Source organism: Aeromonas simiae, from assembly GCF_000820125.1.
In the GTDB taxonomy this organism is placed as follows: Bacteria; Pseudomonadota; Gammaproteobacteria; order Enterobacterales; family Aeromonadaceae; genus Aeromonas; species Aeromonas simiae.
This window is the reverse complement of sequence record NZ_CDBY01000070.1, coordinates 12,691-29,308: the sequence shown is the minus strand read 5'-3', so window position 1 is coordinate 29,308 and position 16,618 is coordinate 12,691. Positions and strand designations below refer to the sequence as shown.

The window sequence follows — 16,618 nt, the reverse complement described above, 5'->3', positions numbered from 1 at the left end:
TTTTCGATGCTGATTGACATTGAACCGGAATGAGCGTTCACATTGGTCCGGAAATGGTGTTCACGTTGAATCGGAATTGGTGTTCATGATCGGCCGGAATATGCACCAGTGTCTCATGTTTTAGCTGTTTTAATGGGGAAGACAAAATGCGCAAATTAAAATATTTGATCATCCCTGCAGTTACGTTATTAACACCTCCTGCATTTTCACAAGATAATTATGCGTTAATTGTGCACGGCTTATCAATTCATAGTAATTGCGACGAGGGGAATGGCCCCAAGGCCAAAACCTGCGATTTTGAAAATTACAACCCTGGGCTTGGTTTGGAGTGGTCAGTACTTGGTAATCATGATAGCGGTACTTTATCGCTACGGGGGGGGATTTATCGCGATTCCTATTCAGATACAGCCACCTATGCGGGAGCTAACTACCGGAAGCTGTGGAATGTGTATAGCGATTGGCAAGCGGGACTTGGCCTGATGGCAGGTTATCTCAATGGTTCCGGTGTGGATGGTTTTGCGATGCTGCCATATGGCATCATCGCTTATAATCGTCTTTCTCTCGAGATTGGTTATGCGCCGAAGACAGATATTGTGCCGGGAAAAAAACATAGCACTGTTACCAGCTTTACGCTTCGCAGGCAGTTTTAAATAAATTAGGTAATCCCCCAGCTTTGCCGGGGAATTCTTATTTAAAAAAGCAAACGATTTGCGAGTTTTTATTCAAGAAAAACAGGCTTGATTATATTTTTGTGATGTTGAACGCCACCAATTTAGCACTGTGCTCAAAATGTCGATAATAGCTCGCATTGAGTTGAGTCAAATGTAATAGCGATTGGCGAAAACGCTGAAATCGGTCTTCACAAACGGGGTCTTGCCTGCGCCAAAAGTGATCTAAATCACCCTGTGTCGTGAGCCCTGGCAGATCGTAGAGCGCTCGCCCCATGCAGAAGGTCGGCACCTTGTGCAATAAGGCCGATAATCCCACTGTGCTGTTGATGGTGATCACCCCTTTGAGCAGGGGGTAGAGTGCCGGCAATGGCAGTTCATAGCCATAAAACACCCGTCCTTCCAAACCCAGCAAATTGACCAAGCGATGGATCTGCGCGCGATAGTGCACAAAACCGCGATCCATGGGGTGGTGTTTGAACAACAGCACATCCTGCGGTTTGGCATATTTAGCGAAAGAGTTGATCACCTCCGCCACCATCTCTTCCACTCCGCTTAGATTAGAGTGTTCGCGGATCTGAAAATCCTCTGTTACTTGCAACGGCACAAAAAAGAGATGACCACGATGGGTCGCCAAACTGTTGCTTAACCGCAGATCGGTCATGTGATGCCACTGTTTGACGACCGCTCCTGCTACCCAGCCCCAGAGCTCTTCAAAAAAACTCCAGGGACGATGATGCTGGTAGTGACGGTAACGTCGATGGTGTAGGGCTTTGTTAAGGTAATAGCGCATGGCAAAACGCGCACGGCACCCCATGGTCGGCCCGACGGTGAGCGGCGCCTCAAAAGGGGCTGGCCACTCGCGCTCGGCTAATTCGGCCCGCCGCTCATACCAGGGACTATGAGCATTGACCCCCCCGCACTCGAGAGTGATGAAATCGGGCCTCAGATATCCCTCTTCCATTGCCCAGAAACGAATGCGTCGCTGATTGCACAGTGTCTTGGCCACCTTATGGTAATAACGACAGTCACCATAGCAAACCACGGCGTCGATCTTGCGTTGCTTCAGCAAACGACGCAGAAAGTTGCGCCAGTGTGCGGGGGGGGCGGTAAAACTGAGATTATCACCGGCACAAGACCAACTGGCATCGCCGCCATTGAAATGCACTTTGGTTACCCTGTGGCCTGCCGTCGTTAATTGCCGACTCAATGTCTGAAAAAAGGGGCCAAGCGGGCCTTGCAGTAACAAAATCTTCATTGACGACTTATCTCAAAAACGGGGAGAGAGAGGGGCGCTGCATCAGCGTCTGGAACAAGTAACCGAGCTTGAGCTGCCAGCGTTGCCAGCGGCTCGCTTTGTGGGCCGATGAGTGTCCCTGCTTCGCCAGCTGGTGGATCAACTGCTCCGGACTTATCCAGAGCCCGGTCTGCCAATCGAGATAGAGCGGATAGGCAACCAGCGTCAGATAGACCAGCGCCGCCAGCGGCAGACTACGTTGACGACGAGCAGGGGGATTGGCATCCGTGGTCAACCCCCAGCCACTGTAGAAGGGTTGGCCCCAGGTCGTCACCTTGACCCCCTGCACCAGCGCCTCGAAGCCACTGAGCGAGGTCATGGTATGCAGCTCATCCACATGGGGATAGAGGCTGGTGAGCCCAATATCCAGCACCTGGCTATCGACACACTCCGCCAGACAGGCCGCTGAAATCGCCCCACCACGATTGCCCGCCACCACATCAGGGTGTGGCTTGTAGAGAATATGAGCGTCGGGTTTGGCCGCTCGCACCGCCCACAGCAACTGCTCGTTGCTGCGAATATGGGGGCTCCCGGTCAGGATAGAGGCATCGCCATCCACCTGACCCACCACCAGCACCAGCTCACGACCATCATCGGGCCTGGTGTAGTGCTGCTGCTCGCCCACATTGTATTTGCTGACCCTGTGTTCCCGTAGCAAGGCGAGCAGCGCATCCCCGCGCTTGACCTCCGCCTCTGTCAACTCCTGATAGTTGAGTAACTGTTCCAGCCCGCTGGGAGTGCGACTGTCGAAATAGATCCCGACCGGGTCCAGTGACAAAGAGGAGGGACGACAGAGATTGGAGCCCAGTCCCCTCGAGCGAATAAAGCCATCCTCGACCCGGATTGCAGAGGCGAGATCGGGGTGGCGGCTACCCCACACCAATATCTGCTCGTCACCGGTCAGCCGCTTGGGTGGCTTGCGCACAAAGCGCAGCTCATCGGCCAAATGCTGGCAAAACGCCTGCATAAATGCCCGCTTCCACAAAGAGAACCCCACCAGATAGAGTCGGCGCCAGCGCGGCGCGGGGCGGCGCTGATTGGCAATAATGGCGATCACCTCCTCTACCTCGCAACGCTGGCCCAGCACAGGGTCGAGATAGCGGGGATAGCGGATCAAGGCTGCCGCGACCAGCTGGGCGAGCGACACTTTTACGTTGCGCCGTTCACACTGCTTGCTGTCATGGGTCAGCCCCCAACCGGCATAAAACGGCATACCGAAGCAATAGACCGGCTTGCCAAGCAACAGGCCCTCAAAACCAAGCTGGGATGACACCGTATAGACAGCATCCACCACATTGAGCAGCGCATGGGGATGGCAGTGATCGGCCACCATCTCCACATCATCCAGGTTCAGACGGGCCAACACCCCACGCTTCTTGCCAAGGCGCATATTGTTAAAACGAGTGTCAGGATGGGTGCGCAGCAACAGGCGCGCATCGGGATGATTGCGGCGGGCAGCCTCCACCATCGCCACAAAATCTGCTTCACTGGCCAGGGCGCCCGGAATGGAGAGATCCCCTGCTACCTGATCGACCAGCAGGATCCTGGGTTTGGCGCTCTGCTGCAGACGAGTGGCAAGCCCTGATGGCAAGCCGCCATAGTCCCCGACAGCAGAGAGGGCGGTCACGCTGCCGCTGGCAATCGACTGGCCGGGGGCAGTGGCATAACAGTTATATTTGGTGATCCCGAGGCGTACCAGCTCATCGATCAGTCGCTCGGCCCGTGCCAACATCTGTGGCTCGCACGGGGTGGCAATCAATTGCTCAAGCTGGCTGGGCTGGCGGGCATCGTAATAGATCCCCACCGGATCGGCGATCAACGAGACCGCCTTGCCCCCTCTGGCGGGATGGCCTATATAACCGATAAAGCCATCTTCCAGCTGCCAATAGGGCAATCCTAACGCTTGTGCCTTCTGCTTAATCTGCTTGGTATTGGCTTTTTGGCCCCAACCAACTAAAACATCATTTTCAGAAAAAGAGACAACCCCTTCCATATGACGTAATGGGCAACCAAGCATAGGTTCAATACTGTTTTTTCTAGCAAAAATGCCTTTCGAACCCGTATATAAAGCCATATCATCTCAGCGAACTAAAGACTCCCTGCCGTAGTGCAGGGAGTGTAATTTAGATAAACAGATCTGCGGTCTCTAATGACTTGGCAGTACTATCTTTTACAGAGGTAAGGATGTCCGCGTTTAATTCGGGCCATTTAATACCAATCGAGGCATCATTCCATGCAATACCTCTATCGCTCACTGGTGCATAGTAATTGGTTGTCTTATATAAAAACTCGGCCGTTTCTGTCAGTGTGACAAAACCATGGGCAAACCCTTCCGGGATCCACAACTGTCGCTTGTTTTCACCTGACAAGTGAACCCCAACCCATTGCCCGAAGGTCGGTGAGCTTTTACGAATATCGACGGCGACATCAAACACTTCACCCGCCACACAACGCACCAGCTTGCCCTGGGCATGGGGAGGCAATTGATAATGCAAGCCACGCAATACCCCTTTCGACGATTTGGAGTGATTATCCTGCACAAAGTTAACCTGATATCCGACGGCCTCTTCAAACAACTTGTGGTTGAAACTCTCAAAGAAAAAACCACGCTCATCACCAAATACTTTTGGCTCAAAAATAAGCACGTCAGGAATCGCTGTCTTAATTACATTCATCTGTCTATCCACATTTGATCCAATTTTTATGGGGGAAGCATCTTCCCTCCCCCCTATATCACATCAGGCTTTGCCGACCATCTTTAACAAATATTTACCATAAGCATTCTTTGCCAACGGAGCGGCGAGATCACGAACCTGCTCGGTAGTAATAAACTTCTGGCGATAGGCGATCTCTTCCGGACAGGCCACTTTCAACCCTTGGCGAGTCTCGATGGTCTGAATAAAGTTGCTCGCTTCGATCAGACTTTCATGGGTACCGGTATCCAGCCAGGCATAACCACGGCCCATCATGGCCACCGACAGATTGCCTTGCTCCAGATAGATGCGGTTCACATCAGTAATTTCCAGCTCACCACGGGGCGACGGCTTCAGGCTCTTGGCGATCTCCACCACGCTGTTGTCGTAGAAGTAGAGGCCGGTCACCGCATAGTTGCTCTTGGGCTCCAGTGGCTTCTCTTCCAGAGAGATAACGGTACCCTCTTTATCAAATTCCACTACCCCATAACGCTCGGGGTCATGCACATGGTAGGCAAAGACGGTAGCGCCACTCTCTTTGGCCGCTGCGGCTTCCAACTGTTTCTGCAGGTCGTGGCCGTAGAAAATGTTGTCCCCCAGCACCAGCGCACAGGGGTCTGACCCGATAAACTCTTCACCCAGAATAAAGGCTTGTGCCAACCCGTCCGGACTTGGCTGCACCTTGTACTGCAAATTCAGACCCCACTGGCTGCCATCACCCAGCAATTGCTCAAAACGGGGGGTATCTTGCGGCGTGCTGATGATCAAAATATCGCTAATCCCGGCCAGCATCAGGGTGCTGAGCGGATAGTAGATCATCGGCTTGTCATAGATGGGCAGCAGCTGCTTGCTCACCGCCATGGTCACAGGATAGAGACGGGTGCCAGAGCCACCGGCCAGAATAATGCCTTTACGTTTGGTCATGATGCTTGTTTCTTATTTTTAAATTGCAAAAGAAAAGGATGGCTTGTGGCCACGCCTTTCTGTTTTATCCCTGCCAGCCAGGGAGGCAGTCACTACATCCCTGGCCAGTGATTTACTTACCGAGGATCTCGGTCAACATCCGCTCCACACCGACTGTCCACTCCGGCAGCACCAGATCGAAGGTGCGCTGGAATTTGCCGGTATCTAGGCGGGAGTTATGGGGGCGTTTGGCCGGAGTCGGGAAAGCGCTGGTAGGCACCCCATTAAGTTGCGTCACCGCCAGTTCAACCCCGGCTTCTCTGGCTTTGGCAAACACCAGCTGGGCGTAGTCAAACCAGGTAGTCGTACCGGAGGCAATCAGATGGTAGAGCCCGGCGACCTCGGGTTTGCTCTGCGCCACGCGGATCGCATGAGCGGTACAATCGGCCAGTAACTCGGCTCCGGTCGGGGCGCCGAACTGGTCATTGATGACTGACATCTCGCTACGCTCTTTGCCAAAACGCAGCATGGTCTTGGCAAAGTTGGCGCCGCGGGCGGCGTAAACCCAGCTGGTGCGGAAGATCAGGTGACGGGAACACAGCGCGGCCCCTTGCTCACCCGCCAGCTTGGTTTCGCCGTAGACGTTGAGCGGTGCCGTTGCATCGGTTTCCACCCAGGGGCGCTCACCGCTGCCATCGAACACATAGTCGGTGGAGTAATGCACCAACCAGGCACCCAATACTTCCGCTTCTTTGGCAATCGCTGCCACGCTGGTCGCGTTGAGCAGCTCGGCAAACTCCCGCTCGCTTTCGGCCTTGTCGACTGCGGTGTGGGCTGCGGCGTTGACAATCACGTCCGGCTTGACCAGACGTACCGTTTCGGCCACCCCTGCTGGGTTGCTGAAATCGCCGCAATAATCGGTGGAGTCAAAATCAACGGCAGTGATGCGCCCCAGCGGCGCCAGTGCGCGTTGCAGCTCCCAGCCTACCTGGCCGTTTTTGCCAAACAGCAGAATATGCATCAGGTACGCTCCCCGTAATTCTGTTCAATCCAGGACTGGTAGGCACCGCTCTTGACGTTATTCACCCACTGCTGGTTATCCAGATACCACTGCACAGTTTTGCGAATGCCCGACTCGAAAGTTTCTTGCGGTTGCCAATCCAACTCCGCGCTCATTTTGCTGGCATCGATGGCATAGCGGCGATCGTGACCGGGACGATCCGCTACATAGGTGATTTGATCGCGGTAAGAGCTCGCTTTCGGCACCATCTCGTCCAGCAGATCGCAGATGGTGTGTACCACCTCCAGATTCTGCTTCTCGTTATGACCGCCGATGTTGTAGGTCTCCCCGACCACGCCCGTGGTCACCACCTTGTAAAGCGCGCGCGCGTGGTCTTCCACATAGAGCCAGTCACGGATCTGGTCGCCTTTGCCATAGACAGGTAACGGCTTGCCATCCAACGCGTTAAGAATGACCAGCGGGATCAGCTTCTCGGGGAAGTGGTACGGGCCGTAGTTGTTGGAGCAGTTGGTGACGATGGTCGGCAGGCCGTAAGTACGGCGCCAGGCGCGCACCAGATGGTCGCTGGAAGCCTTGGAGGCGGAATAGGGGCTGCTGGGGGCGTAGGGGGTGGTCTCGGTAAAGAGCGGCAATGGTTCACCGACCGCTACTTCATCAGGATGGGGCAGATCACCATATACCTCGTCTGTGGAGATGTGGTGGAAGCGGAAGGCCGCCTTGCGTACCTCGTCCAGACCGTTCCAGTAAGCGCGAGCCGCTTCCAGCAACATATAGGTGCCGACGATATTGGTCTCGATAAAGTCAGCCGGCCCTGTGATGGAGCGGTCAACATGGCTCTCGGCAGCCAGATGCATCATGGCATCCGGCTGGTGCAGGGCAAACACCCGATCCAGCTCGGCACGGTTGCAAATATCCACCTGCTCAAACACATAACGCTCGCTTGTCGATACATCGGCTAGGGATTCCAGATTGCCGGCATAGGTAAGTTTATCGAGATTGATGACTGCATCCTGAGTATCACGGATGATATGGCGCACCACGGCAGAGCCGATAAAGCCGGCACCGCCGGTCACGAGGATTTTCATATTAAACACTAGCCTTTTCGGTTTTTTGTGAGGTCAGGGAGTTGATATAGTCAGTCACAAACTGGCCAATTTCATGATGCCTCATACCATAGGCAATATTGGCCTTCATATAACCAGCCTTATTGCCACAGTCGTGGGACAGCCCTGTCATATGGAATGCATCAACAGTTTCTTGCTCAATCAACATGGCTATCGCGTCGATCAACTGGATCTCATTACCAGCTCCAGGAGGCGTCTTTTTGAGCAAGGGCCAGATATTATTGCTCAACACATAACGACCAACAACGGCCAGGTTGCTGGGGGCTTCATCAATATCCGGTTTTTCAACCAACCCGGTAATGGGTGCGGACTGACCTAGCTGCAACTTGACCTGATTGCAATCAGCTATCCCATATTTATCGGTATCAGCTCTTGGCACAGGCTCAACCATTACCTGGCTTTGTCCAGTCAACTTGTAACGCACCAACATGGCAGCCAAATTTTCGGTGTGTTGATCGGCAGTATATTCATCCAGAATGACATCGGGTAAAACAACTGCGAACGGTTCGTCACCGATGACCGGATAGGCACACAAAATGGCATGGCCCAATCCTTTGGCTTCTCCTTGACGCACATGCATGATGGTCACATTTTTCGGACAAATATTCTGTATCTCGTCGAGCAGCTTTCGTTTAACGCGAGATTCGAGTGTCGCCTCCAGTTCAAACGAAGTATCGAAATGGTTTTCGATAGCATTTTTTGAAGAGTGGGTTATAGTGATCAGTTTGCTAAAGAATATGCATATATTTTCGCGTTATTGGCTAGCTCAGTTCGTTTCTTTTCTTTATTAATCAATAATGTTATTGCATCAACCCAACGCTGGGGAACATTCTCCAACAGAATACCGTTGATATTTTGTTCGATAAAATCCTTATAGGGAGCACGATTACTATATACACCCACAGCACCCATTCTGACAAAGTCATAAAATTTTACAGGGCCGCGAGCAAAATTAAAATCTGAGTCAAGCAGCGGTGCCAATCCGATATCCAACTGATGGGTCTTGGTATATGCAAGATAATTTTGCCAACTCATGGGATGCAACACTGAAACTCTTGGCAGGTCTCGATAATATTTATAGATATCATGTTCGCCAAAAATTTCAAAGCTGGCACTAGGGCAGGCTTCCAATACCCCCTCGACGATTTGCCGCAGCCAGTACTTCTCTTCCCGATGAGAGCTTGAACCATGATAAGCGATTCTTACTGGTTTTCTTTTTTCAAGAAGTAATGGCGATGGTTTTGCGGAAACCATTTCCGGGTTAAGGTGGGAATACTTTTTAGCCAAAAAAGCAGTTGAAACCCAAATGTCATCGCAATACTGTGTGATCCATCGATGTTGAGCCGCCGACCGCCTTATTATCTTGGTACGATACTCTTTCGGTAACGTAGATAGAGCCGTCGGATCAAACAGATCATCATCCATGAAATAAACTATCCGAGAGCATCTGTCGATATATCTTTCTATGTGCTGTTGCCACTTCGGAGAGATAAATCGAATAATGACAAGGGCAGATCCTTCCGGAATAGATATTTCAGGGGAAACAAGAATGTCAACGCATTGACATCTTGCATCAGGAAACCGCCCGGTTATAGCCGATTCAAAATAGGCCAATGTCGGGGAATTCCCTTCATGCAAGATAAACAACTTATGACAATCTAGCGTAACAGCCCTCTGGTTTCCATAACTCTGCTTGTTAAGCTTTAAATATGGTTTAAACAATTTTTTTCTAATTATCTCATCCATATAAAGATTACTCAGATAGGATGGCTAAATATGATTGGCATTCCAACCTCATAAAAAATCAAAATCGATAAGAAAAATTTTCATGTGTTAAAAAATTAACATTATAACATGTGTCATTATTCAAATGATGCCCCATTTTATTTTTCATATAATAAACATCTCGTTGGAGTCTAGCTTGTTTCTCTCATGCATTCGTACGCCATGAAAAGTCTTCATGGGTGAGGGTCAGATTGGGGTTATAATAAGGGTCACTCAGCAACAGTTCACCCCATCGATTTTGCATCCATCTCACTTCGCTGCTAAATCTCTGCTGTTTTTCTGGTGTATCTTCAAAACCTCTGCTCACCGACTCGTGATGGATCATTTCAGCAAAAGGGGTCCAAAGATTACGGTATCCGGCTTCACGCACTTTCAGGCAAAAATCCACATCATTGAATGCAACTTTAAGCTCAGTATTCAGCCCACCAACTTGCTCAAATACCGCTTTACGCACAACCAAGGCAGCCGCGGTTACCGCAGAATAGTTCTGCACCAGACTCAACCGGGAGTGATATCCGTGGTGATGCTTGCCAAAATATTTATGGCTGTGGCCAGCAATACCACCAATACCCAATATGACCCCCCCATGCTGAATGCGCCCATCAGGGTAATACAGCTTGGCGCCAACACAACCAATATCAGGGCGGCTGACCTGACTGACCATCTCGTCCAGCCAACCGCCATCCAAAATCTCGATGTCATTGTTAAGTAATGCAACAATGCTGCCTTTGGCCGCGGCGACCCCAGCGTTGTTGATTGCCGAGAAGTTAAACTCATCATCGAAGTCAATAATCCGGGCCTGATTATGATTCCGCAACGTTTTAAAGTAGCTCAGCGTTTTTTGGCATTGGCTTTGGTTATTCATCACCAACAGTTCGAAATTCGAATAATCCGTGAACTTGTAGATACTATCAATACATTGTTTCAGCAGTTCATAGCCATCACGGGTAGGTATGATAATGCTTACCAATGGTCTGGGCTCCGGCATCGGCCATTGCACACGAAAACAGTTATTTAAGGCATGCTTACTGACCCGAATGTCCTGCTCTGAGGGCGCAAAGTAATGAGTTAACGCGGCAAGCCCGGCTTCCTGGGTATAGTTTTTTTCGCTGCCACTTAACGCGGTTGAGCCTTCTATTGCACGCCAGTGATACAAAATGGCTGGGACATGCACAATGTCCTCATCCTTTACCTTGGCAATGCAGCGCAACAACAGGTCATAATCTTGGCTGCCTTCCACACCTTCCCGGAAGCCACCGGCAGAGCGAACAAGGGTAGTATCCAATACTGTAAAGTGACAGATATAATTATGGGAATAAAAGAGATCGCGATTCCAAGCAGATTTAAAATGAGGGTTAAAGCGCTGCCCTGCCTCATCAATTTTGTCTTCATCGCTGTAGAGCACTTTTGCATGCGGCTTGGCATTTAACGCCTGCACTACTGATAACAAAGCATCTGGCGCCAAACAGTCATCATGATCCAGTAGCCCGATATAAGCTCCGCTGACAAGCTCAAGGGCACTGTTACTGGCGGCAGAAATATGGCCATTTCGCGTCCGATAAGAAACGTTGATACGGCTATCCTGCCTGCTGTACCGCTCAAGCAACGGCCGAATATGTGCCTGAGTAGACGCATCATCGGCAATGCACAATTCCCAATGAGGATACGACTGGCAAATGACCGACTCAATAGCTGACCGCAAAAAGACCTCATTGATATTGTATGTCGCCATCACTAACGAAATCAGAGGTTTAACCGTCAGTGATGCCAGGGCTGTGGTCACTTGCTTGGGCTGCAGGGGGGGCGGCTCATAGAGCGCCAACCACTGACTGTAAGGCATACCTCGCTGTGCTGACTCAAAACACTTGCCGTAAAGGGCCAACAACTCAGTGTCAGATTGTTGCTTGCAGTCAGTCATGCCCCTGGCAGACAGTTTTTTTACCATCAGCTTACGGGCATACCCCGCAGTCAAGCGACTTAAGGAAACTTGGTTAACCGTTAAAAAACAGGCTTGTTCCAGCGGGTCAAAACGCATCCGCAGCGGCTTGCTAGCAAAATAGACGGCCCGCTTACTCAATTTCCCCGATTGCAACGGCAGCACTATGGCCTCTTGTTCAACAAAGCCATTGCCATAGTCTACATAGAGCTTGGCCTCCATCCGCGTCACTGTGCTGCTAAGCTGCACCGAAAACATAAACCAACCGGCGCGAAATCCCCCAAGCGGCTTTACTCTGAAGCTCGGGTCGTTGCCGACCGAACGCCACTGATACAGCCCCGCAGCACGATACAGTTCACGGACTGGTTGCAGCTCAAAAACCGGAGATGGGTAAAGCTTGCTGCACCACTTTTGCCAGCCACGTTGCAGGCGGCTAAGGCCCATCGCCTTGCGCTCCCGAGTGGCCAATAGATCAAGAACTTTGCCTATTTCTTCATTCAGTGAGGGCAACCAAGGCTCAAGCCAGTCGCAGCGCTCATCATTAAGGTCATGTTGTTTAAAAAATCTGTCGAGGCGCTGGCTGCTCGTGGTGGCACGCCCCCGGGGCTGCTTACGAGTTTTGAACTCTTCATAGGATTTAATCACATAGTGATTAACCCTTAAGCCCTCCCAGCAAACTTGCTGACTCATGCCCTCTGGATGCTTACGATCAAAGGCCATTTGTTTGCCATTAGGGTAGGCATATCCCCCCGCACTCAGGTCTGCTTTGTGGGGATTGCTCATCCGCAGGCAACTGCGCGGCCTCACTATGGTTTTAATATGCCGGTTAACCCCCTGATGCTGAAATGCTCTGTGGCTAAAGCGCTCTGTCACCAAATCGGGCCCTGCCTTGTGCTGGCCGGATGAGCCAAACACCGCCCAGTTCATGCCAATGGCACCAATCCTGGCATCGTCACTCAGGGCTAAGAGTCTCTCCCGCACCGTCTCTCCCGGCGTCGGTACAATAAATTCATCGGCATCGATAAAGGCCAGCCAATCAACCTGATTTCCGAATTTTGCCAGCAGCAGGTTATAGGCTGGCAATTGCGGCGCCCCACCTGCTGGGGTAGTAAAGCGCACTCGGGTAATCAGCCCTGCTGCATGCAACGCAGTTAACAGCTCAGAAGAACCATCTTCACTGTCATTATCGGCAATGTAAAAGCGCTCAAACCCCATCAGGCGATGGAAGGCCAACCACTCAATAATATAGGGGTGTTCATTTTTAAAAATGGCCGCTATGCCTAAAATCATTCTGTATACCTGAAAAAGCCGGATGTATTGAGCCGTGCAACTAACGCGCTAAAAAGGAGGAATATATTACTGCTTATGATTCAGAAAGGTCGTTATGTAACGGTCAACTGAATGCAGCCCCGGCAGGCGGGGCCGCAACGTATCACATTGCTTAAAAATCGTTCGCACTAGTCAGCACCAAACAAATCACGGCTATAGACCTTGTCCTTTACATCCAACAATTCATCTACTAGACGGTTGGCCACAATCAGATCGCAATCCGCTTTAAAGGCAGCAAGGTCTTTGTACACCTTGGAGTGGAAAAAATCGTTTTCCTTCATTACCGGTTCATACACCACTACCTCAATGCCCTTGGCCTTAATACGCTTCATAATGCCCTGAATGGCCGAGGCACGAAAATTATCCGAACCCGCCTTCATAATCAGCCGATGAATACCTACACGCTTAGGATTGCGCTTCACAATAGAGTCGGCGATAAAGTCCTTGCGGGTGGTATTGGCATCCACAATGGCACGGATCAGGTTATTGGGCACATCCTCGTAGTTGGCGAGCAACTGCTTAGTGTCTTTTGGCAAACAATAGCCACCATAGCCGAATGAGGGGTTGTGATAATGGTTGCCGATACGTGGGTCGAGGCCTACCCCTTCAATAATCTGACGGCTGTCTAAACCGTGGGTTTCAGCATAGGTGTCCAACTCATTAAAGTAAGCAACCCGCATCGCCAGATAGGTATTGGAAAACAGCTTAACGGCCTCTGCTTCTGTGCTGTCACTAAACAGAATAGGGATGTCTTGCTTCACTGCGCCTTCGGCCAACAACTTGGCAAAAACTTCCGCGCGTTCACTGCGCTCGCCGATAATAATGCGGGAGGGGTACAGGTTGTCATAAAGCGCTTTGCCCTCACGTAAAAACTCAGGTGAGAAGATGATGTTGTCGGTGCCAAACTGTTCTTTAATCGCTTTGGTGTAACCCACAGGTACAGTTGACTTAATCACCATCACCGCGTTGGGGTTAACCGCCAGCACATTTTCAATCACAGCTTCGACTGAACGGGTATTAAAGTAGTTGGTGGCAACGTCATAATCTGTTGGCGTGGCGATAACCACAAAATCTGCGTCTTTATAGGCGCGTTGCCAATCGAGGGTTGCTGTCAGGTTTAACGATTTTTCTTTCAGGAACAATTCAATCTCAGTGTCCTGAATGGGTGAGATATCGTCATTAATCATGGCCACTTTCTCTGGCACAATATCAACGGCAATAACTTCATGTTGCTGTGCCAGCAGCACCGCATTGGACAATCCAACGTATCCGGTTCCGGCGATTGCAATTTTCATTATGTTAATTCCAAGAATTCTTAAATTTGTTCAGAAGTGAATCATTAGGGTATATAGCTAGGGACTGATTAAGCAGTTCTGAGGCTCGACTTACATCGGATAATTGCTTATATCCAGTTATACCGAGGCGATAAAACTCAACTTCCCCGAACAGTTTTATTCCCTGTTCGGCTGCATCCACTAGTTCGCGATTCAATCCTAACATTTGCGCAATTGTGCACAACCGTCTATAGAAATCACGGTGTGGAAGTATTTGTATTGCGCGTTTGATGGCACCTAAAGCCATATTATAGTCTTTCTTCTCTAGCAATATACTAGTGTATGTATTCCACGCATGACAACAGCTTGTATTAATTGCGAGTGAGTGAAAAATGTTTTTCTCACTTAGCTCGAAATCTTTTAGTTTTAGCTGTACGGATGATAACTCCCTCAAAAAAAGAGGGTCATTAGGTTTGTAAAAATTCGCATTTTCGAAACATTCTGCTGCATCCGCATCCCTGTTTTGTTGCTTGTAAACCCTACCGATAAAGGCAAATACGCTTGCTTTATCATTGTTGTTTAATCTATCAGAGTGTTTGAGCAAAATTCTATGCGCAACATCAACCAATTTGGGTTTGTTTAGACAAATATACTCAATAAGTGCTTTTACCCTAATTGATGAGTTTACTCTCCCTTGATGTAGCATCACTTTAAGGCTTACGATGTCGTGTTTGCTGCATATGTCTACGAGTGAAGACACTTTGGCTGACGAATTCATAGTTAAAATGGGGAAGTGTCCAGTAAAGGGACTGTTAAAACAAAATACTTTATCAGATAAGCTTGAGATTAAGTTGGCATTGTATTTGTCCCACCGATAATAGTGGTCGTAAACCAAATAAACTGGGCACGTTATCTCATCCTTGATTATTTTGTTACCGCCAGTTATTCCACTTTTGAAAAATCTATAAAAGCGATGATCAATTTCAATGTCAATTTCTGATTCAGCTATGCTAAATATAGGGGCGAAGGCAACTACGGCATTGGCCCTAAATTTAGAACCGAACTTGATGGCAGCATATGCACCAGCAGATGTGCCGTAACATATAATGTATTCATATTGAGATATGATATGAGCGCACTTATCTGCAATTTGTTCTACTGAACTAGTTGGATACCAACTTCTATTTTTGGCAACCAAGCCTAGAATGTTTATATTTTCACTTTTTAACCCACCGCCCCAGATTTTTTGACCTTCACCTGCCCCATTAAGCGGCGCGAAAGTGATTAGAAGTGTTTTGCAGTTATTATTACTTTGATAGCCACAGAAAATAGAGTCATCATTGTATATTTCTTTAAGCATACCTGTACCTGTACCTGAGGTATCCTGACAAGATCGGACAGTCCCGGATCAAGCAGCCTGAGCCGTTTTCCAATACCTCTTGTTAAACTCCGCCGGGCTGATATTGCCAAGTCGTGAGTGCCGACGTTGGCGGTTGTAAAAAATCTCTATGTATTCCTGAATCGCGGCCTTGGCCTCCGCTCTGGTCTTGAATCTATGGTGGTGAACCAGTTCATTTTTAAGAGCCCCCCAGAAACTTTCTATCGGGGCATTGTCGAAGCAGTTCCCCTTGCGTGACATGGAGGTCTGCATGCCAAATTGTACCTGGAGAGCCCGGTAAGCCTTGGCACAGTACTGACTGCCCCGGTCTGTGTGATGGATAAGCCCATCGGGCGGCCTCTTCTGCTGCACAGCTCGAAACAGGGCCTGACTGACCAACCCGGTGGTCATTCTCTCTCCCATCGCATAGCCCACTACTTCACAGGTAAACACATCCTTGAGTCCTGCCAAATAGAGCCAGCCCTCGTCGGTGGCGATATAGGTGATATCACCGGTCCAGACTTCGTTGGGCTTCGTTGGCGCAAAGACCTGACCAAGGAGATTCTCCGCCACCGGCAGGGAATGGGAAGAATGGGTTGTCGCCTTGAATTTGCGCTTTTGTTTGCAAGACAACCCCATTTCACGGCGCAATCGCCCAATTCGGTCCCGCCCGGCGTAAAATCCTTCGGCAGCCAACTCAGCTTGTAAACGCACTGCGCCATAGGTCTGGCGCGTCTTGCTGTGAGCCGCCCGAATGGCGACCTTGAGTCGCTCATCTTCTTGTTGGTGCTGTGACGGTGGACGCTGGCGCCAGTGGTAGAAGCCCGCCCGAGAGACCTCCAGCACACGACAGATAACGGAAACGGGATAGAGGTCCTGCTGTTTGGCTATCCACGCGTACTTGGCAGTGATTCCTGAGCAAAGTACGCGGCGGCCTTTTTTATGATGTCGCGCTCCATGTTGGCTTGTGCGAGAGCTTTACGCAGCCGGGCCACTTCTGCCTCCAGCTCGGCGACAGAACGCGCTCCGGGAATAGCCGATGTGTCCTTTCCTCCTTTGGCTGCGACCACCCAGTTGCTCAGTGTGCCTTTGGCAATCCCCAACCTTCTGGCGGCTTCAGCTTGGCTGAGGCCTTGCTCCAACACCAGTCGAACCGCCTCTGCCCGAAACTCTGGTGAATAGTGTTCTCTCGATTTCATTCAATACCCCC

The 16,618-nt window shown here is 50.3% G+C and carries 12 protein-coding genes and 1 pseudogene; 1 reads left to right on the top strand and 12 read right to left on the bottom strand.

Translation table 11 applies throughout. The features are described from left to right. Positions 1 to 146 precede the first annotated feature (146 nt). On the top strand, positions 147 to 650 hold the full coding sequence (locus BN1134_RS19395; protein ID WP_084214829.1) for a hypothetical protein: 504 nt from the start codon (positions 147 to 149) through the stop codon (positions 648 to 650). 91 nt (positions 651 to 741) lie between these two features. On the opposite strand, the gene BN1134_RS15120 is transcribed toward BN1134_RS19395, so the two are convergent. The 12 genes and pseudogenes from BN1134_RS15120 to BN1134_RS19385 form a co-directional block, all read right to left on the bottom strand. Beyond that, positions 742 to 1,926: a capsular biosynthesis protein gene (locus BN1134_RS15120; RefSeq protein ID WP_042048227.1), complete on the bottom strand. Its 1,185-nt coding sequence runs from the start codon at positions 1,924 to 1,926 to the stop codon at positions 742 to 744. Between the two features lie 7 nt (positions 1,927 to 1,933). Continuing rightward, on the bottom strand, positions 1,934 to 3,982 hold the full coding sequence (locus BN1134_RS15115) for a capsular polysaccharide biosynthesis protein (protein ID WP_042048226.1): 2,049 nt from the start codon (positions 3,980 to 3,982) through the stop codon (positions 1,934 to 1,936). A 106-nt stretch (positions 3,983 to 4,088) separates the two neighbouring features. Beyond that, a complete protein-coding gene (gene rfbC / locus BN1134_RS15110) occupies positions 4,089 to 4,640 on the bottom strand; it encodes a dTDP-4-dehydrorhamnose 3,5-epimerase (protein ID WP_042048225.1) in 552 nt (183 codons plus the stop codon). A gap of 63 nt (positions 4,641 to 4,703) precedes the next feature. Then, positions 4,704 to 5,582 (bottom strand): glucose-1-phosphate thymidylyltransferase RfbA, encoded by an 879-nt coding sequence (gene rfbA / locus BN1134_RS15105; RefSeq protein ID WP_042048224.1) that lies wholly within the window; start codon positions 5,580 to 5,582, stop codon positions 4,704 to 4,706. Positions 5,583 to 5,694: 112 nt separating this feature from the next. Further along, complete coding sequence (gene rfbD, locus BN1134_RS15100; protein ID WP_042048223.1) at positions 5,695 to 6,582, bottom strand: dTDP-4-dehydrorhamnose reductase; 888 nt, start codon at positions 6,580 to 6,582, stop codon at positions 5,695 to 5,697. Then, positions 6,582 to 7,667: a dTDP-glucose 4,6-dehydratase gene (gene rfbB / locus BN1134_RS15095; protein ID WP_042048222.1), complete on the bottom strand. Its 1,086-nt coding sequence runs from the start codon at positions 7,665 to 7,667 to the stop codon at positions 6,582 to 6,584. The genes rfbD and rfbB overlap by 1 nt, the downstream gene beginning before the upstream one ends. Before the next feature lies 1 nt (position 7,668). After that, positions 7,669 to 8,460: pseudogene (locus tag BN1134_RS15090) on the bottom strand (sugar phosphate nucleotidyltransferase); the annotation flags it as partial. Continuing rightward, positions 8,427 to 9,131, bottom strand: coding sequence for a glycosyltransferase family protein (locus tag BN1134_RS19390; protein ID WP_232300660.1), 705 nt, complete (start codon positions 9,129 to 9,131; stop codon positions 8,427 to 8,429). The gene BN1134_RS19390 and the pseudogene BN1134_RS15090, both read right to left, overlap by 34 nt. Before the next feature lie 505 nt (positions 9,132 to 9,636). Further along, positions 9,637 to 12,717 (bottom strand): glycosyltransferase, encoded by a 3,081-nt coding sequence (locus BN1134_RS15085; protein ID WP_084214826.1) that lies wholly within the window; start codon positions 12,715 to 12,717, stop codon positions 9,637 to 9,639. Between the two features lie 167 nt (positions 12,718 to 12,884). Continuing rightward, the gene (locus BN1134_RS15080) at positions 12,885 to 14,051 is read right to left on the bottom strand and encodes a nucleotide sugar dehydrogenase (protein WP_042048221.1); all 1,167 of its coding nucleotides are present in this window, start codon (positions 14,049 to 14,051) and stop codon (positions 12,885 to 12,887) included. Positions 14,052 to 14,055: 4 nt separating this feature from the next. Further along, positions 14,056 to 15,390: a tetratricopeptide repeat protein gene (locus BN1134_RS19770; protein WP_156991825.1), complete on the bottom strand. Its 1,335-nt coding sequence runs from the start codon at positions 15,388 to 15,390 to the stop codon at positions 14,056 to 14,058. Positions 15,391 to 15,438: 48 nt separating this feature from the next. Next, positions 15,439 to 16,607, bottom strand: a protein-coding gene (locus BN1134_RS19385; RefSeq protein ID WP_156991824.1) for an IS3 family transposase whose coding sequence is annotated in 2 segments (ribosomal slippage) — positions 15,439 to 16,352 and positions 16,352 to 16,607 — 1,170 coding nt in all. Because the reading frame shifts where the segments join, the coding sequence is not laid out codon by codon here. Between the last annotated feature and the right edge of the window lie 11 nt (positions 16,608 to 16,618).